The sequence below is a fragment of the Aurantiacibacter marinus genome, from assembly GCF_001021555.1.
In the GTDB taxonomy this organism is placed as follows: Bacteria; Pseudomonadota; Alphaproteobacteria; order Sphingomonadales; family Sphingomonadaceae; genus Alteraurantiacibacter; species Alteraurantiacibacter marinus.
In genome coordinates, this window is sequence record NZ_LDCP01000001.1 from 584647 (window position 1) to 602270 (window position 17624).

General features: G+C 59.8%; 15 protein-coding genes. 8 read left to right on the forward strand and 7 right to left on the reverse strand.

Annotated elements, in window-relative coordinates:
- Nucleotides 1-17: 17 nt before the first annotated feature.
- The 5 genes from AB731_RS13900 to AB731_RS13535 all read left to right on the forward strand — a co-directional run bounded on the left by AB731_RS13900 (nt 18) and on the right by AB731_RS13535 (nt 3399).
- Nucleotides 18-320, forward strand: coding sequence for a hypothetical protein (locus tag AB731_RS13900; protein WP_156167335.1), 303 nt, complete (start codon nt 18-20; stop codon nt 318-320).
- A gap of 130 nt (nt 321-450) precedes the next feature.
- Nucleotides 451-915, forward strand: coding sequence for a lasso peptide biosynthesis B2 protein (locus AB731_RS14365; RefSeq protein WP_082126319.1), 465 nt, complete (start codon nt 451-453; stop codon nt 913-915).
- A gap of 138 nt (nt 916-1053) precedes the next feature.
- Nucleotides 1054-1323, forward strand: coding sequence for a hypothetical protein (locus tag AB731_RS02925; RefSeq protein WP_047092483.1), 270 nt, complete (start codon nt 1054-1056; stop codon nt 1321-1323).
- 91 nt (nt 1324-1414) lie between these two features.
- A complete protein-coding gene (locus tag AB731_RS02930) occupies nt 1415-2695 on the forward strand; it encodes an O-antigen ligase family protein (RefSeq protein WP_047092482.1) in 1281 nt (426 codons plus the stop codon).
- Complete coding sequence (locus AB731_RS13535) at nt 2692-3399, forward strand: hypothetical protein (RefSeq protein WP_052768880.1); 708 nt, start codon at nt 2692-2694, stop codon at nt 3397-3399. Before AB731_RS02930 ends, AB731_RS13535 begins: the two co-directional genes overlap by 4 nt.
- Here the strand turns inward: AB731_RS13535 and AB731_RS02940 are convergent.
- From AB731_RS02940 to AB731_RS02950, 3 genes are read right to left on the reverse strand one after another with little or no spacing between them, the layout of a single operon-like run.
- Entirely contained in the window at nt 3396-3977 is a 582-nt protein-coding gene (locus AB731_RS02940; RefSeq protein ID WP_047093113.1) for an LptA/OstA family protein, read from the reverse strand. The genes AB731_RS13535 and AB731_RS02940 overlap by 4 nt on opposite strands.
- Before the next feature lie 14 nt (nt 3978-3991).
- Nucleotides 3992-4624 carry an LPS export ABC transporter periplasmic protein LptC gene (locus AB731_RS02945; protein WP_231638818.1) on the reverse strand — a complete coding sequence of 211 codons (633 nt, stop codon included), beginning with the start codon at nt 4622-4624 and terminating at the stop codon, nt 3992-3994.
- A 56-nt stretch (nt 4625-4680) separates the two neighbouring features.
- Nucleotides 4681-5298, reverse strand: a complete 618-nt coding sequence (locus AB731_RS02950; RefSeq protein ID WP_047092480.1) for a ribonuclease D — start codon at nt 5296-5298, stop codon at nt 4681-4683.
- Between the two features lie 82 nt (nt 5299-5380).
- Between AB731_RS02950 and ung the strand changes: the two genes are divergently transcribed.
- The 3 genes from ung to AB731_RS02960 all read left to right on the forward strand — a co-directional run bounded on the left by ung (nt 5381) and on the right by AB731_RS02960 (nt 7896).
- A complete protein-coding gene (gene ung / locus AB731_RS02955) occupies nt 5381-6064 on the forward strand; it encodes a uracil-DNA glycosylase (RefSeq protein WP_047092479.1) in 684 nt (227 codons plus the stop codon).
- Between the two features lie 200 nt (nt 6065-6264).
- On the forward strand, nt 6265-6402 hold the full coding sequence (locus AB731_RS13905) for a hypothetical protein (RefSeq protein WP_156167336.1): 138 nt from the start codon (nt 6265-6267) through the stop codon (nt 6400-6402).
- A 93-nt stretch (nt 6403-6495) separates the two neighbouring features.
- Nucleotides 6496-7896: an arginine deiminase family protein gene (locus AB731_RS02960; protein WP_047092478.1), complete on the forward strand. Its 1401-nt coding sequence runs from the start codon at nt 6496-6498 to the stop codon at nt 7894-7896.
- Between the two features lie 125 nt (nt 7897-8021).
- On the opposite strand, the gene AB731_RS02965 is transcribed toward AB731_RS02960, so the two are convergent.
- The 4 genes from AB731_RS02965 to AB731_RS02980 form a co-directional block, all read right to left on the reverse strand.
- Entirely contained in the window at nt 8022-9458 is a 1437-nt protein-coding gene (locus AB731_RS02965) for a glutamate synthase subunit beta (protein ID WP_047092477.1), read from the reverse strand.
- 12 nt (nt 9459-9470) lie between these two features.
- Nucleotides 9471-14126, reverse strand: coding sequence for a glutamate synthase large subunit (gene gltB, locus AB731_RS02970; RefSeq protein ID WP_047092476.1), 4656 nt, complete (start codon nt 14124-14126; stop codon nt 9471-9473).
- Nucleotides 14127-14367: 241 nt separating this feature from the next.
- The gene (locus AB731_RS02975; RefSeq protein ID WP_156167337.1) at nt 14368-16374 is read right to left on the reverse strand and encodes a sulfite exporter TauE/SafE family protein; all 2007 of its coding nucleotides are present in this window, start codon (nt 16372-16374) and stop codon (nt 14368-14370) included.
- 13 nt (nt 16375-16387) lie between these two features.
- The gene (locus AB731_RS02980; RefSeq protein WP_047092474.1) at nt 16388-17617 is read right to left on the reverse strand and encodes a TIGR04063 family PEP-CTERM/XrtA system glycosyltransferase; all 1230 of its coding nucleotides are present in this window, start codon (nt 17615-17617) and stop codon (nt 16388-16390) included.
- Nucleotides 17618-17624: the final 7 nt, after the last annotated feature.

Genomic DNA, 17624 nt, shown 5'->3' on the forward strand with positions numbered 1-17624 from the left:
TCCATTTTGACTGCAGCATGGCCGGCATCATCAAGCAGATCGTCTATCACTGCAGGTGTAAAATCAGGCGAAGGCTTCAGAATGGAAAAACCATCGACAAAATACGCAAGTTTTTCGGGAGCTGCCAAGGCGAGAAAGGCCTTTGCTGCTTCGAACCGACGCAGGAAAACCGAATCATACCAGTCGAAACGATCAAGGTCGCGAAGTACTTTGACTGCGATGAGATGGCCGTCCAGATAGGCAGGATCGCCAAGCCGGGGCAACAAGCTCAAGTGGGTTTGACTATCGGACAATTGGTGCGCCTGCAGGTAGTATCATGACGTCACAAGCTAGATGGCATCGGACGATGGCGCCAGATGCTTCGTGAGAACTGAGCGGTTTGCAGTAATTGCAATGAAGCGGCTGGCTTCCCCTTGGCGAGAGCGACATGGCATGGCAGCAGCATAATCGATGTCTAATCCTGCACCTGATTCCCGTTTTCAAAGGCTGGCGCGGCGGGCCTGCAGTCTTCCGGCCAACGCGCCACCATACGCACGCGCCACGTGGGAAGTTGCCATAGCCCGTTTGCGTTTTTCAACGATCACACCGCAGAAAATCGAGCAAGAGAATCACAAGATTACTCGCAAGTGCCGGTCTCCCGATGCGGCTGAGCCCGGCGATCTGGAGCATGTGCGCAGGATAGGACCATTACTTGGCCGGGTAGCAGCGCGTGTGCCTTGGAGATCGGATTGTCTGATCGAAGCCCTTGCTGGACAGCGATGGCTATCGCGCTGCGGCATTGCTACAATTGTTGTGATGGGAGTGCGCAAAACGGCGTCGAAGCCGTTGGAGGCACATGCATGGCTCGTCTACGGAAATCACGTGGTTACAGGAGGCGATCCCTCAGGCTACGAGGCCATTATCCGAGCAGAATGATTGCCGGAAACGTACCAAATCATCTTTTCCGCAGAGAAAAAAATTAAGTAATTACCCTTATCGAGCCTTGCATCGAATGTTGCAGCGCGGTATGCGCCTTAAATATCGAGATTAAAGTCCGTCCTAGGAGACGCCGTTATGAAGAATGTACTCGCATCTGTTGCCGCTGTTGGCCTCGTTTTCGCGCCGATTGCTGCACAAGCGAACACCCGCGCCGCAGACGCTGGCGTGCTTATCGAGCGCGCCCCTGCTGCCATGACTGGCTCCTCGATGCTTGCCAACGAAGAAGATGACCGAGGCAATCTTTACTTGCTCATCAGCCTTTTCGTGATCGCAGCTGGTATCGCTATTGCGATTAGTGGCGACGCATCGGAAGGTGATGACGCTTCGCCAGGCACCGGTGGCTAATTCGGCGGGGGCGCCAGTCGCCCCCTCTAATTTGCCGGGCTTGTCGCCGGGAAGTCTCACTTCTCCGCAACTCCACCTTAAGATCCTGACCGTGCTCGCGCTGTTTCTTGGCGGCGGTGGCTTGGCATATGGTTTGCACAACCTGGTGATCCAGTTGTGCGCGCTCCTGATTCTTGCGGTTCATCGCGAAACAGCCCTGCGGTTCATACGCGATGCGCCACTCGCGCTGCGTGTGTTGGTCGGCGCAAGCCTTGCCTTGCCGCTATTGCAGCTCGTTCCGCTTCCGCCTGAGATCTGGCAATCCCTCCCTGCCCGCGAGCCCATTGTGGCCGGTTTGGAACTGGTTGGTACCAACGCGAACGCCTGGTTCCCGGCCAGCGTTGATCCGGCCCGCACACTGGTCGCATTCTGCGGCACCTTGGCGCCAGCAACCATCATAGCGATCGGCTCCATGCTCCCGGCTGAGCAAAGGCTCTCGCTTGTGCGCGCTGCATTGTGGGCATGCCTTGCTGCGTTTGCATTGGGCGTTTTCCAATACACCTCTGCGAACACGGCGGGTTTGCTTTATTCAGAGCGCACCAGTGCAGACACGTTCTACGCAACCTTCACCAACCGCAATTCGACCGCGCTTCTGTTTGTGCTCGCTCTTGCGCTATTGGCCGGCATGCCGCGACCAAAATCTCCACTGTGGATTTGGATTGCAGGAGCCGCTGCTTCTCTTTTTGCACTCGCGGTAATCCTGACGCAGTCACGTTCAGGCATGGCGATCGGAGCCTTGGTTGGCGCATTTTTGTTGTTCCGTCTGGGGTTCGACTTGCTGCGCCGCCGCGATGCCGGCGATGCCCCCAAAGCCCGTACGATCATCATGGCCCTGGCCGGTTTGGCGTTGTTGGGCACCGTTCTAGGCACTTCTTTCCTGTCGGGCGGCCGCATTGCCGATAGCCTCGATCGCTTTTCTGCCGGGGCTGCAGACCGACCCGAAATGTGGGACGACGGCACCTATGCTGCCGGGCAGTACTGGCCTGTCGGGAGCGGGATGGGCACGTTTGATGAAGTATTCCAATTGCATGAATCACTGGAATACATATCGCCGCGCAAAGCAGGACGCGCGCATAGTGATTGGCTGGAAATAGCCATAGAGGGCGGCCTCGCGGCTTTGGTACTGGGGATGGCATGGCTGGCATGGTGCGCGACTAACGCAATTCCGCGGCGGTCGTCGCCAAATCCGTGGATGCCGCTAGCGGCGGGCGTGGGCATAGCATGCATCGCGCTTCAGTCATTGATCGACTATCCTCTGCGCAATCAGACATTGCTGTGCTTTGCTGCGCTACTGATCGTGATGCTTGTGCGTGAACGGGATGAGGTGCGATGATCGGGCGGTTTGCCTGGTGGGCTGTTCTTGCAGCCATTGGTATTGTCACGGGGTTTGCGCAGATCGACCGGTCGGCGCGCTTTACGCCGCACCTCGCATCCTTGGTTCCGCCCGCATTCTCCGGATTTGCAGCCGAACAGCGCACGCGTCAGGCCATTGCAGCGCAGCAGCCAGATCGGGCAATTGCGGAGGCGAAGGCTCTCGTTGCAGCTCGTCCTCTGCCAGCGGAGAATCTAGCCCTGTTTGCAATCGCTGCCGCGATGAACGAGCAGAATGATCAGTCAATCGCCGCGATAGAGGCGGCCAGCACACGCGGTTGGCGCGCGCCAATCATCCAGCAGGCGGTGGCGCAGGCGGCGCTTGAACAGGGCGAATATGATCGCGCTGCGCAGCGCATTGCAGCACTGCTTGCAACAGGGTCCGCCCGCGATTTTGCGCTCGATCTGGCGGCCCGGTTGACGACAACGCAGGAGGGGCAAGCTGCCTTTGCCCGGCAGTATGCCGCGCCCGGCCACTGGCAGGACAACGCTGTGCGGCAGTTGGGAACCACGATGCCGGCCCAAGACTTTGCAGCGACACTGGCAATGGCAGAAGAGCTGGGCGCAAGCATCAATTGCGGCCGGCTACGGAACATCATCCAGCGCTACGAGCGCGAGGGTCAAACCGTCCCCGCCGCGCGCCTCCGGGAAATTTGCCCGGATTAATCGCTTTCAGGGACCGCAAAGGTTCCTGAAACCCGCCCGGCATTCTGGCCATCGGCTGGCCGCGAACCCGCGCCATCCACGCTGGATACGCCGGTATTGAGATCAATCGTCAGTCGCCCGCCATCAAGCCTGTCGGTGCCGCGATTGAGAGCAACGCCGCCGGACATAACAATCACCCGGCGATTGAAATCATAAACTGCTGCATCGCCTCGCGCCCGCTCTGATCCGCGTGTGACGATTACACCACCGGTCGCATCGATCCGCTGGATACGCAGAGTGCCTGCATCGGTGTAGGCGATGGTGGTGCGCTCTGCCGTCAGTCGCAGATCGCCTTGCTCGATAATGACATTGCCCGAAAGAACGACGCGGTTTTGCCGATCCTGCAACTGGCCGAAATCTGCCGACCATGTGACAGGCGTGTTTGCGCTCAAACCGGCAATATTCTGCGCTTCGGCCGATGAACCGAACGCAAAAGCACTGGCTGTACCCGCAAGCAGCCCGGCAAAAAGCCCGCGAATGGCAAGCTTACGCAGGCCTGCGCGCGGTGTGATCGGATGCGTCTGTGTGGTCTCGGTCATTTCAGTCGCCTTCATTACATACCGCTCGGCAGACGCAACTGGCCGGGAACCATGGTCATGCGGGCATTGCCTTCAAGAGTGATGGTGCGTGCATTGAGATCCGCCCGCATGGAATCTGCAGAAAACCGGCCTGCCGGCACTTCTCCACTGACGCGGCCCTGCCCGAACAAGCTGCGGTTTGCGAGATCGATCGTCACATTGCGAGCGGACATCTCGTAACCGTCAGAAGCTGTAAATTGCACGATGTCGGGAACGCGCACCTGTTCATCATCAATGGCATATGTGCCGGCAGAAGCGGACAGGATCGCTGGTCCTTCCGGCAGCACGATCCGCGCGACCAGATCCTTCATCTCGACCTGGGGCACGGCATTGCTGCGTTGTACGGCTTCACCGGCATTGAGCGAAAAGGGACGGCCCCGCCGGTCCTGCCCGCGGTACATGGCATCGTCCACGCGCATCCTGTCGTCAGCCATCGCCACCTTGTTGCGGTCCAGCAGGAAGCTGATTTCGCCGCGCGGAGACAGGGGCGTGATAACCATCAGTGCCGCTACGACGCCAACCAGGGCAGGCAATCCAATCGCAAGCAGGCGCACGATCCGGTCAAGCGCGCTGCCCGGTGCGGCAAAAGCCTGGCGCCTGGTGCGCATCTGATCGGCAGCAATTGTCATTTCCGCAAGCTATGTGCTCCTGAAAGCGGGCAATTTTACATATGGCTGAAAATGTCGCTGTCAGCCCAGCCGGCCACATCAAGGCGGGCGCGGGTGGGCAGGAAATCATAGCACGCCTGCGCCATTTCCAGCCTGCCTTCACGCTCCAGCCGTTCAGTCAGCACATCGCGCAAGCGGTGCAGATAACGCACATCGGATGCGGCATATTCGCGCTGCGCATCGTTCAATTCCGGCGCGCCCCAATCGGAAGATTGCTGCTGCTTGGAAATATCCTCGCCCAGCAATTCCGACACGATCATCTTCAGTCCGTGCCTGTCGGTGTAGGTGCGGGTCATCTTGCTGGCGATCTTCGTGCAGAATACGGGGCTGGCTTCGACGCCCAGATAATGCTCGATCGCGGCCAGATCGAAACGCGCAAAGTGATAGATTTTCACCCGCGCAGGATCGGCCAGAACAGCTTTCAGATTGGGCGCATCATAGGCGCTGCCATTGGCAAAGCGCACCAGGTGCTCATCGCCTTTGCCATCGCTGATCTGGACAACGCACAGCCGGTCACGCGTGGTGACAAGGCCCATGGTTTCGGTATCGACGGCAACGGGGCCATCTGCGAGTACGCCTGCGGGCAGGTCTTCTTCATGATAATGTACAGTCATTGTGGAACAGCCTTTAGGCGGATTGGGGATTGGAGGGAAGGGCGGCTTTGCGCTCCTGTTTGTCTGGCCTAAACCATGCAGCGTGAGTGAAAGTATTCCTGCAAGCTGGGCATCTGTGCTCGAACCGGCGCTGGCCACGGCAGAGGCGCGCGAGCTGGGAGGCTGGTTGCGGGCGGAGGAGGATGCGGGCAAGCAAATCTATCCGCCGCGCGGCACACGGCTGAGAGCGCTGGAGCTTACGCCGCTTGAAACTGTGAAAGTCGTGATCCTCGGGCAGGACCCCTATCACGGCGCGGCCCAAGCGCATGGGCTGAGCTTTTCCGTGCCCGAAGGCGTAAAGCCGCCGCCATCGCTGGTGAATATCTTCAAGGAGCTGGAAAGCGATCTTGGCATTGCGCGGCCCGGTCACGGCAATCTGGAAAGCTGGGCGCGGCAGGGCGTCTTGCTGCTCAACAATTCGCTGACGGTGGAACTGGGGCGGGCGGGTAGTCATGCCAAAAAGGGCTGGGATGCAATTACCGATGCCTGCGTTGCCGCCGTGGCGGAGCGCGAGGCGCCCAGCGTGTTCATTCTGTGGGGCAGCCATGCGCAGGCGAAGGCCGGACGGATTGCAGCCTTGCACGAAAACGGCCGCCATTTGCTGATCAAAAGCCCGCACCCCAGTCCGCTGTCCGCCTATCGCGGCTTCTTCGGCTCTGCCCCGTTCTCCAAGGCGAATTCGTTTCTGGGAGAAAATGGCCGCGACACCATCGACTGGCGGCTTTGACGTATCCTCCACACCGATGAGAAGGTGACAAAGGTTACACTGTGTAACCCGGGATATTCTATCCCAAATACCTGTAATAAATAGATGAATGGCGAAAATGGGCAGGGTTACACTTTGCCAGGCAATTTTCGGCGGGGCTGGCGATGCAATCATGCCTGCGCTTTGACAAAGCGGCCCGATGTAGGAAAGCTGCGCCCAAAATGACCGAGAAAGAAGCCCGCACCGCACTTGCTGCGCGACTGGAAGAGCTGGATCAGCTTGCGGTGCTGGAAGCGGAGGGCCGCTTGCGCAATGACCCAAGCGAGGCCCAGTGTGTGCGATGTGCAGGTGCCAGTTAAATGGTCGTGCGCAGCGAGAAGACGGGCGCAGCTTGTGCTTGGGGAGCATTAGGCTAGCTTCGGGCGCGGGTCGATTTTGGGGGGACATTACGGATGCAAATTTCGAAACGAGAATTTCTGGCAGGGAGCGGCGCTACGGCGGCAACAGCACTGGCGGCTTCTTCCATACCGCTGGCTGCGCAATCTGCGCCGGGTTTTCCGCTCCAATCTGATATCGGAAAGCTGGACAGCGTTCTTGTTCACAGCAGGCGCGCGATGGGTGGCATCACCAGCCAGATCAGCCGGGACCTTATTCCGGGAATTGATTTCGATCCTGTCGCGGCCGAGGCGCAACATGCGGCCCTGAACGCCATCCTGCGCCAGAGCGGCGCGGAAGTCATAGAAATTACCGACGCCTTGAACGCCGCGCGTGAGGCAACCTTGTCCAGCGGGATTTGGGAGACCTGGATCGATGCTGCCTTTCCCCGGCTTGGCCGCAATCCGCGAGAAGTCACTGCCGAAACCGTGATGGGACACGACAAAGACTGGCTTTATCGCCTCGATGGATCGGGAAATTACGATCACTTCGTTGACGATTTCGGGTCCGCGATCTGGACCCGTGACAGCGCGTTCATGACGCCTGCCGGATTGGTCATATGCAATTCGAGCTCGCCCCGACGAGGGCGCGAGAATGCTCTTTTGCGCTTTCTCTATCGCCATTCCCCCATGCTGGCAGAGGTGCCGATCGCATTGGATGCGGTTGAGGAGGGTTTCATCATCGAAGGTGGCGATGCCATCGTTGTCGATCGCAACACCATGTTCCTTGGTGTTGGTAACCGAACGTCGCCAGACGCTGCTCCCGCGCTTGCCCGAGCGTTGGGAATGAACGTTTACACGGTACAGATCGGCGCGGATCCGTTCCTGCGCGAATGGCAAGCCGGGGAAGCGCGCACATCCGATCCGCTGCGCACGCTGTTCCTCCATCTCGATACCAGCTTTACGCTCGTCGGGCCGCAGCATGCTCTTGCACTGCCCTACGTGTTCGAGGCCGAATATAGCGAGACAGGGCCCCTGTCTCGCTATATTCGCGGCGCAGTTCGCCAGTCGATCCTGTCGCGCGAAGATGCCGAGAAGGGACTGGAATTGCTCAAGGGCATCGGCACATTAACGCGATATGCCGCAGGCTCAGGAGAGCGCACGGCGATTGCAGATATGAAGCTTGTCGATTTCTGCCGCTCGCAAGGTTACCGCGTAACCAATACAGGCGGTCCTGTTCCCGATAATGATGCAGATGCTTTTGCCCACTTCATGAGCGTGACCTATCCCGAACAAAGACGGCAGGCATCCAATGTGGTGCAAGCCGTGCCCGGCCGTGTGATCGCTTACGACGGCAATCCTGCAACAATTGCCGCGCTTGCCGCCGATGGCTTGGCCGTGGACGTTTTTCCGGGTCGGGAATTGTGGAACTGGCATGGCGGACCGCACTGCCTGACGCAGCCCCTGCTGCGTTCCTAGGGAGTTCGAGGGAAACAGATAGGCCACCTGACCAACCGCCCAGGTAAGCGCTCTTCTCGCCACGGAGAGAAGCGCAGAGCAATCGAGCGCCTATCCTCCCAAGGAATTTTCAGTGCTGTCCCGGCTTACCGCGGTAGCTGCGTGACCCCCATCAGTGCCTCGTCCACGCTGGCGGCGCATTGGCGGCCTTCGCGGATGGCCCAGACGACAAGGCTTTGTCCGCGCCGCATATCGCCGCATGCGTACACGTCAGGATCGCTGGTGCGATAATCATGCGTATTTGCATCGACATTGCCGCGCGCTGTCAGATCAATACCTGCCTGATCGATCATGCCCTGCTTGCGCGGGCCGAGGAAGCCCATGGCGAGCAGGATGAGGTCGGCTGGCAGGGTGAACTCGCTGCCGGGCACTTCCCGCAATTTGCCTTCGGACCAGTCGGCACGGACGCATTTGAGGCCGGTGACCTGGCCGTCCTTGCTCTCCACTTCCTTGGTCAGCACGGCCCAGTCCCGCTCCACACCTTCTTCATGGCTGGAGGAAGTGCGCAGCTTCATGGGCCAGTCGGGCCATGTCATCAGCTTGTTTTCATGCGCCGGGGGCTGCGGCATGATTTCAATCTGGGTGACGGTCTTCGCGCCCTGCCGATTGGATGTGCCGACACAGTCGCTGCCAGTGTCGCCGCCGCCGATCACGATCACATGCTTACCGGTCGCCGTTAGCGATCCCCGCGGTGCGGCGCGTGTTTCATCGTCGCCCGCATTGCGCTTGTTCTGCTGGGTGAGGAATTCCATCGCAAGGCGCACACCGGGCAGTTCTGCGCCGGGAATTTCCAGCACGCGCGGATGTTCCGCGCCGCCCGAAAGTACCACTGCATCAAAGTTTTCCTTCAGCGATTTCATCGAGATATCCACGCCCACTTCGGTGCTGGTGCGGAAAGTGACGCCTTCTGCCTCCATCTGCACCGCGCGGCGGTTGATCTGGTTTTTCTCCATCTTGAAATCGGGAATGCCGTATCGCATCAGACCGCCAACGCGGTCGCTCTTTTCAAAGACCGTTACCGAATGTCCCGCACGCGCCAATTGTTGCGCGCAGGCCATCCCGGCAGGGCCAGAGCCGACTACCGCCACGCTTTTGCCGGTCTGCGTTGCAGGCACCTGCGGCTTGATCCAGCCTTCGCTCCACCCGCGATCGACGATGGCACGTTCGATGTTCTTGATGGTGACCGGCTGGTCGGTGATGTTCAGCGTGCAACTCGCCTCGCAGGGAGCAGGGCAGATGCGGCCGGTGAATTCAGGGAAATTGTTGGTCGAATGCAGCACTTCCAGTGCGTTTCGCCAATCGCCCTCATAGACCAGATGGTTCCAGTCCGGGATGATGTTGTTCACCGGGCAGCCGTTGTGACAATAGGGGATGCCGCAGTTCATGCAGCGCGCGGCCTGGTTTTTCAGCCGCTCCTCGCCCGGGGGAATCGCAAACTCCTTGTAATGCTTCACCCGTTCCTTGGGATCGTCATATTCAAGCTCTTCGCGGTCAATTTCGAGGAAACCTGTTTCTTTACCCATCGTATCTGACCCTTATTCCGCTGCGACCGAGGCGGCAGAATCGCGCTCTGCCTCAAGCTGCTTCAATGCGCGGCGGTAATCGGTGGGCATCACTTTGACAAAGTGGCCCAGCGTGTTTTCGAAATCATTCAGCAGCGCGGTGGCACGTGCTGATCCGGTGTGCAGCTTGTGTCGTTCCAGCAATATCCTGATGCGCGCCGCATCGTGATACAGCGGATCGCCCATGCCCAGATCATCCACGGTGGAGGGGCGTTGCTGCGGCAAGCCCGTTCCTTCGGGATCCTCTGCCGAGGCGTCGATCTTTTCCAGTTCGACCTGCGCCATATTACAGTGCTGTTCAAACGCGCCGTCCGGATCGTACACATAGGCGATGCCGCCGCTCATTCCGGCAGCGAAATTGCGCCCGGTTTTGCCAAGTACCATCACAACGCCGCCGGTCATATATTCACAACCATGATCGCCATTGCCTTCGACAACCGCAATCGCACCCGAATTGCGCACTGCGAAACGTTCACCCGCGACGCCGCAGAAATAAGCTTCGCCCGAAATCGCGCCGTACAGAACGGTGTTGCCGACAATGATATTGTCGAGCGGGTCACGGCCCGCAGCCTCGGGCGCGCGCACGATCACACGGCCGCCTGACAGGCCCTTGCCGACATAGTCATTGGCATCGCCGACCAGATCCAGCGTAACGCCATGCGCCAGCCACGCGGCAAAGCTTTGCCCCGCCGTGCCGGTGAAGTTCACGCGGATCGTATCGACCGGCAGACCGGCATGGCCATGCGCCTTGGCGATAACGCCGGACAGCATCGCGCCAGTGGTGCGGTTGAGGTTCTTGATCGGCAGGTCGAGCTGTACAGTTTCGCCGGCCTGGATGGCAGGCTGGCACGCTTCGATCAGTTCATTGTCGAGCGCAGCGTGAAGGCCGTGGTCCTGTACTTCGGTCTGGTACGGCTTTTTGCCTTCCGGCACGTCCACGCTGTGCAGCAGGCGGGAAAGGTCCACGCCGTCTGCCTTCCAGTGGTGGATGGCGCGGTTCATGTCGATCCGGTCCACCCGGCCAATCATTTCCTGCACCGTGCGGAAGCCCATTTCGGCCATCACGCTGCGCAGTTCCTCGGCCACGAAGAAGAAGTAATTGATCACATGTTCCGGCGTGCCGACAAACAGTTTGCGCAGTTCCGGGTTCTGGGTGGCAACACCAACTGGGCAGGTGTTGAGGTGGCACTTGCGCATCATGATGCAGCCCGCCGCAATCAGCGGGGCGGTGGCAAAGCCGAACTCGTCCGCGCCCAGCAAGGCGCCAATCGCCACATCGCGGCCTGTACGCAGGCCGCCATCGACCTGCACCGCAATGCGGCTGCGCAGATCGTTCAGCAGCAGCGTCTGCTGGGTTTCGGCAAGACCGATTTCCCAAGGTGAACCGGCATGCGTCAGGCTGGTGAGCGGGGATGCGCCCGTACCGCCTTCGTATCCGGAAATCGTGACGTGATCGGCGCGCGCCTTTGATACGCCAGCGGCCACCGTGCCCACGCCCACTTCGGACACGAGCTTGACCGAGATGCGCGCAGCAGGGTTAACATTCTTCAGATCATGGATCAGCTGTGCCAGATCTTCGATCGAGTAGATATCGTGGTGCGGCGGCGGCGAAATGAGGCCCACGCCCGGCGTGGAATGGCGCACCTTGCCGATGCGTTTGTCCACCTTGTGACCGGGCAGCTGGCCGCCCTCGCCGGGCTTTGCACCTTGCGCCATCTTGATCTGGATATCGTCCGAATTGGCGAGATATTCTGTCGTCACGCCAAAGCGGCCGGAGGCAACCTGCTTGATCCGGCTGCGCATGGAATCGCCATTGTCCATCGGCTGGAAGCGGAACGGTTCTTCCCCGCCTTCGCCGGTGTTCGAACGTCCGCCGATGCGGTTCATCGCGATTGCCATGGTCGAATGTGCTTCATGGCTGATGGAGCCAAGGCTCATCGCGCCGGTGCTGAAACGTTTGACGATTTCGGCGGCTGGCTCGACCTCGTCCAGCGGGATCGGCTCGTCCGCTTTCTTCAGTGTCATCAGCCCGCGAATGGTCAGCAGGCGTTCGGCCTGTTCATTGATCGATTTCGCGAATTCTTCGTACTGGTCCCATTTGTCACCGCGCACGGCGTGCTGCAATTGCGCGATATTGGCGGGCGTCCACGCATGTTCCTCGCCGCGAAGGCGATATTGGTAGATGCCGCCGACATCCAGCATGTTGCGGTAAATCGGATTGTCGCCGTAAGCTGCCGCGTGACGGCGCACGGTTTCCTGCGCCACTTCGGCAAGGCCGATGCCTTCGATGGTGGTGGCGGTGCGGGTGAAATATTGCTCGATAAATTCAGATGACAGGCCAACCGCATCAAAAATCTGCGCGCCGCAATATGACTGGTAGGTGCTGATGCCCATTTTGGACATGACCTTCTGGATGCCCTTGCCGACCGCCTTGATGTAGTTTTTCTCCACCTCCTCGGTGGAAAGTTCAGGGGCCTTTCTGGCGCGGATATCTTCCAGCGTTTCGAACGCGAGATAGGGGTTGATCGCTTCCGCGCCGTACCCTGCCAGAACACAGAAATGGTGCACTTCGCGCGCTTCGCCGGTTTCCACGACGATGCCGGTCTGCATCCGCAGGCCCTGCCGGGTCAGTTGGTGATGCACGGCTGCTGTGGCAAGCAAAGCGGGCATGGGAATACGGTCAGGCCCTTGCTTGCGGTCAGACAGGATCAGGATGTTCTTGTCCTGCAGCACCGCCTCTGTAGCGGCCCAGCACATTTCCTTGATCGCCATTTCGAGACCTTCGGCCCCGGCCTCGGCATCCCACGTTATGTCGATGGTGGCGGTCCGGAAAGCTCCGTCCAGCACGGTTTCAACGGAACGGATTTTCTCCATCCCGCTGTTGGTCAGGATTGGCTGGCTGATTTCGAGCCGCTTGTGCGTGCCTGCATCGCGGCCCAGCAGATTGGGGCGCGGGCCGACCATGGTCAGCAGGCTCATCACCAGTTCCTCGCGGATCGGATCGATCGGCGGATTGGTAACCTGCGCAAAGTTCTGTTTGAAATAATCGTAAATCAGGCGCGGACGCTTCGATAGCACGGCAATCGGCGTATCTGTGCCCATGGAGCCGATGGGATCTTCGCCCAATATGGCCATGGGTTCCAGGAAGCGGGAGATGTCTTCCTGCGTGTAGCCAAAGGCCTGCTGGCGATCGAGCAGGCTGACTTCGTTTTCCTGCACCGCTTCTTCATCGGTTTCTATCGCTTCCAGATCGCGCAGCTTGTATTGCGCTGCATCCAGCCATTCTTCGTAGGGATGGGCCGCGGCGAGCTGCGCTTTCAGCTCCTCGTCCTCGATGATGCGGCCTTCTTCCAGATCGATCAGCAACATGCGGCCCGGCTGCAGCCGCCATTTGCGCACGATATCTTCTTCCGGAACCGGCAACACGCCGCTTTCGGAAGCAAGAATGCACAGATCGTCCTTGGTGACGCAGTAACGCGCAGGACGCAGGCCGTTGCGGTCCAGCGTGGCGGCAATCTGGCGGCCATCGGTGAAGGCGACAGCGGCGGGGCCGTCCCACGGTTCCATCAAGGCTGCATGATATTCATAGAAAGCGCGGCGTTTCGCATCCATCAGCGGATTGCGTGCCCAGGCTTCCGGGATCAGCATCATCATGGCGTGCGCGAGGCTGTATCCGCCCAGCAGCAGCAATTCGAGCGCATTGTCGAGGCAGGCGGTGTCGCTTTGCCCGTGCGGCACAATCGGCCACAGCTTATCAAGGTCAGCGCCAAGCAGTTCGCTTTCCATCGTGCGGCGGCGGGCGTTCATCCAGTTCACATTGCCGCGCACCGTGTTGATTTCGCCATTGTGGGCAATCATCCGGAACGGCTGGGCAAGTCGCCAGCTGGGGAAAGTGTTGGTGCTGAAACGCTGGTGGACAAGGCCGAGGGCGCTTTCGCAATCCGGGTCGCGCAGATCGTCGTAAAAACTGCCAACCTGCGTGGCGAGCAGCAGGCCCTTGTACACGACCGTGCGGCTGGAGAAGCTGGGCATGTAAAGCTTGGTCAGTTCCGGCATGCTGTGCTTTTCAGCCAGCTCGGCCAGCGGGTTCTGCGTCTGTTTGCGGATCACGATCAGCTTGCGTTCGAAAGCGTCCTGATCGGCGCAATTTTCGCCGCGGGCGATAAAACATTGGCGGATCATCGGCATGGAAGCGAGCACGGCCTTGCCCAGCCCGGTTTCCGTTGTGGGCACATCGCGCCAGCCGATCAGCGTCTGTCCTTCTTTGGCAACGAATTTTTCAAACTGTCCGGTTATGAAATCCCGCGCGGCATCATCCTGCGGCAAGAAACACATCGCCACAGCGTAATCGCCCGGCGGCGGCAGCGTCAGGCCTTCAGTCTTCGCCCATTTGCGATAGAGCTTGTCCGGGATCTGCATCAAAATGCCCGCGCCGTCACCCAGCAACGGGTCTGCGCCAACGGCGCCGCGATGATCCAGGTTGGCGAGAATTTCCAGCGCCTGCGTTACAATCGCATGCGATTTCACGCCCTTGATATGGGTAACAAAGCCCACTCCGCAGGCATCATGTTCATTTACGGAATTATACAGACCCTGGGCTGCTGGAAACTCGGCTGAAAACTCGGTCAATCTTCAATTCTTCCTGTTGCTCGCCAAGCCTTGAGGCGGATGCTAACCGCGCTTCGGAACCGGTTTCATCGGTAACGAAACGCGAATCAACAGCCCAAGACTGCACGAAAATGTCGCGAGAGGACGTAATGGCGACAGGAAGCGAAATTTGCAAGTTTTGTTGCGCCGCACAAGAATGCGGCACGATTGCGGTATTACCAGCCTGGTGAGACGCTTTTGCTGGCCGGTCGATCTGGCCTGTTCATTTGGCCATTCGTTGCAGGTTCATCAGCGCAGCGCGCAAGGCCTGTTCATTGTCTTCATGCGCTGCCGGATTGCGCGCCGCTGTTGGTGCTGCGGGTACAGGCGCGAACGGGGAAGCTGGCGCTGGTTCGCCGGAAGGCGGATCAAAAGCGCGAGACTTGCTGGTCGCAGATGCGTCTGCCGGGCTGCCTGCCGAAGGTTTGTGCGATTGCTGGTTGGGGAACAGTACGGCAGGCTCGTTCGATCCGGCTTCGGATTCCGGCTCTTCGACGCGCACGAATTCTTCCGCAGACCGCTTGAAGGGATTGTTTATCTGCGAAAGAGAGCGATAGCTCGCATCACTTGCCGGCTGTGACGCAGGCGCGGGTGCGGCGGCCTCAGCTGCTTCGGCCACGCCGGCTTCATCGTCAGCACTTGCGGCGATATATCCAGGCGGAATGTCGAACGACGGACGCGGAGATGGGGCTTGCCCGGCCGCATCGTCCCGGATCTTGCTGCCTATCGAGAGCGAGAACGATGCAGCGAGTTCGTTCATCTCGTTGTCGTCAACGTCGCTATCTTCATCGTCAACCACCGTCAGGCGCCCCATGCCGGCAAAAGGCTGATAACTGGAGCCTGCAACAGGTGCAGGTTCGTCGGGCTCTGCCTCTTCCAGCTGTTGAGCAGGTTCGGCCGGCTTGCCGAAATAGGCAGCCATTGCTTCTGCCGCATCGTCCGGCGCGGCAGGAGAAAATTCCTGCGTGATTTCAACATTGCCGGACACTGCCTCTGCAGCGGGACCGGCCTCTACTTCTGCTTTTGCAGCAAATTCAGCGTCGATCTGCGCGGCTGCGGCGCGTTGGGCGCTCCATTCGCGATGCTTTTCCAATGTGCTGCCCAGCTGCTGGACAAGCTGGACCAGGCCGACGGTATCCTCGCCGGTGGCGGCCTGACTGGCAGTTTTTTCATGATCTGCGCCGTCGTGGGGCAGTTCGCCAAACGCAGCAGGAATTTCATGGCGGGTCGCTTCGCCGTCGTCGAAAGTGGGTGTTTCTGGCACACTAACCTCATTTGTTGGTTCTGCGTCCTGATCAGGCCCATCGGCCTGTTCGACGAATGTTTCTTCGGAATGGGCCGCTTCAAACGGCATGGTCTCGGAATTTGTGAATGCCCCGGACTCCGCTTCGGCCTGACGGGCGAGGGAAGGGGGTGAAAACGCCAGCGGCTTCGCGCCGGTATTGGCATGGACCGGTTGCGCGATAGCAACGCTGGCAATTTCCAATGGGGGTTCGCTACCATCTGCCTGTGCTGCCAGTTCTTCAGCGATCAGATCGTCCATGCTCTGCGGGACCGGAGCTGACGGCATGAATTCCTGCCTTACAGGTGCCTGGTCGAGGCCATCTTGTACCGGGTCATCTTCCAGATCATCCTCAGAGAGATATTCCGCATCCAGTTCCAGCGCATCGTCCTGCAAATCACGATTGGCCGCATTACCGGGTAGCGGAGCGAGTTCCAGGAAATCGCTCCGGGTTTCGTCCTCTGCAATGGCCAATGAACGGCGGCGGCCAGACGGCGGCGGCGTTTCGCGCAGCGGCGGCAAATCGGCATCGAGGAAGTCATCGTCAAGATCTTCAACCGGATTGAGCGCGCGCATTCCGCTGTCCTTGCGAGCAATGGCAAATGGCGCCTTGGTGCGCACAGTCATGCGGCGCGCGGCGAAAAGCCCCAGCAAAGCGCCCAGAATTGTTGCTACCAATGCGATGGCGGCGCGCGCAGTGAAGCCCAGCGGCGGTGCTGCGGAAGAGACCACGCCCGCAATTCCGGTGGCAGATATGAACTGCTCAATCAGCTGTACGGGAACGATCAGCGTGCCAATGCCAAGCAATGCTGCAAACCACAAAGCGACAATCGCCGGGAAAGCAGGATGTGCGCTGACAGGCGGTTTCCCGCCGACCCTGCTCTTGCCTTCGTTCTGATCCAACGGGATTGATGCCACGATAAAGTCCTGTTTTGCGCCCGATTTCACTGCCACCTGAGGATCAGGCGGCGGCGCAAGTCCGGCTGTTGATTTCGGGGCCTAACAGCACTTGGTAAACGCTCTGATAACGTTCTGCATTGCGGTGCCAATCGTGATTGTTCTGAACGTGGGCGCGGCCGCGGGCGCGGATTACACCCCATTCGCTGCGGCGGTCGATGAGGTCCGCCAGGGCCGCAGCACAGGCGGCCGGATCGTCCGGTGTGAACAATACGCCGGTGTCGCCGTGCGTCATCAATTCGCGGTGCCCCCCGACATCGCTTGCGGCCACCAGCTTCATTTGCGCCATCGCTTCAAGTGGTTTGAGCGGGGTCACAAGATCGGTCAGGCGGCTTTTCTTGCGCGGATAGGCCATCACATCGGTAAGCGCGTAATACCGCTCCACTTCGGAATGCGGCACGCGGCCGGTGAAGCGAATTGCATCGGCGACCGGCGATGCCTCTGCCTGCGTTTTCAATGCGTCACCCATCGGTCCGCCGCCCACCATCAGCAGGCGCGCACCGGGATGGCGTTCGACGAGCATGGGCATGGCGGCGATCAGATCGTCCAGCCCTTCATAATCATAGAAGCTGCCGATAAAGCCGATCACTGGGCCATCACCCATGCCAAGTTCCTGCGCCAGGGCAGCATCCCTCGCGGCCGGCTTGCCGAACATGGTCAGGTCCACGCCATTGGGCATGATGCCGATCTTGCTTTCCGCCACGCCGCGCGAGACGAGATCGTCCTTCAGGCCCTGGCAGATCGTCATCACCGCATCCGCGCCTGCGACCGCCATGTTTTCAAGCTGGCGGGTAAGGCGGTATTTCACTGACCCTTCCTGCGTTGTTAGATTGCCGACAGCGGCATCTTCCCAGAAAGCACGGATTTCATAGACTACGGGAATGCCCAGCTTTTTACCGGCGCGCACTGCGGCAAGCCCGTCCAGCGCGGGCGAGTGGGCATGCAGCACATCAGGTCGCCATTCCTGCGCCAATGCAACGATGGCATCGGCCAGCGCGCCAATTTCGCGCCACTCCTTCAGGCCTGCAGGGCCACTTGCCGCGCCCGGTGTGCGGTGGAAGGTGAAGCCGTCCACTGTTTCTACTGCAGGCCCGCCTGCTCCGTGGCGCAGGCCGGTGATGCCGCGCACTTCCAGCCCGAGCGCCTGCTGCGCCGTTAGGATGGCGCGCGTGCGGAAGGTGTAGCCGCTGTGGAGCGGCAGGGAATGGTCGAGAACGTGCAGAATCCGTGTCATTCCGCGG

Coding starts and splice junctions, on each gene's coding strand:
- AB731_RS02950 (WP_047092480.1), bottom strand. CDS start 5,298: ATGACTGTACATTATCATGAAGAAGACCTGCCCGCAGGCGTACTCGCA.
- AB731_RS14365 (WP_082126319.1), top strand. CDS start 451: ATGTCTAATCCTGCACCTGATTCCCGTTTTCAAAGGCTGGCGCGGCGG.
- AB731_RS02960 (WP_047092478.1), top strand. CDS start 6,496: ATGCAAATTTCGAAACGAGAATTTCTGGCAGGGAGCGGCGCTACGGCG.
- AB731_RS02980 (WP_047092474.1), bottom strand. CDS start 17,617: ATGACACGGATTCTGCACGTTCTCGACCATTCCCTGCCGCTCCACAGC.
- AB731_RS02925 (WP_047092483.1), top strand. CDS start 1,054: ATGAAGAATGTACTCGCATCTGTTGCCGCTGTTGGCCTCGTTTTCGCG.
- AB731_RS13905 (WP_156167336.1), top strand. CDS start 6,265: ATGACCGAGAAAGAAGCCCGCACCGCACTTGCTGCGCGACTGGAAGAG.
- AB731_RS13535 (WP_052768880.1), top strand. CDS start 2,692: ATGATCGGGCGGTTTGCCTGGTGGGCTGTTCTTGCAGCCATTGGTATT.
- AB731_RS02965 (WP_047092477.1), bottom strand. CDS start 9,458: ATGGGTAAAGAAACAGGTTTCCTCGAAATTGACCGCGAAGAGCTTGAA.
- AB731_RS02940 (WP_047093113.1), bottom strand. CDS start 3,977: ATGACCGAGACCACACAGACGCATCCGATCACACCGCGCGCAGGCCTG.
- AB731_RS02945 (WP_231638818.1), bottom strand. CDS start 4,624: ATGCGCACCAGGCGCCAGGCTTTTGCCGCACCGGGCAGCGCGCTTGAC.
- AB731_RS13900 (WP_156167335.1), top strand. CDS start 18: ATGGCCGGCATCATCAAGCAGATCGTCTATCACTGCAGGTGTAAAATC.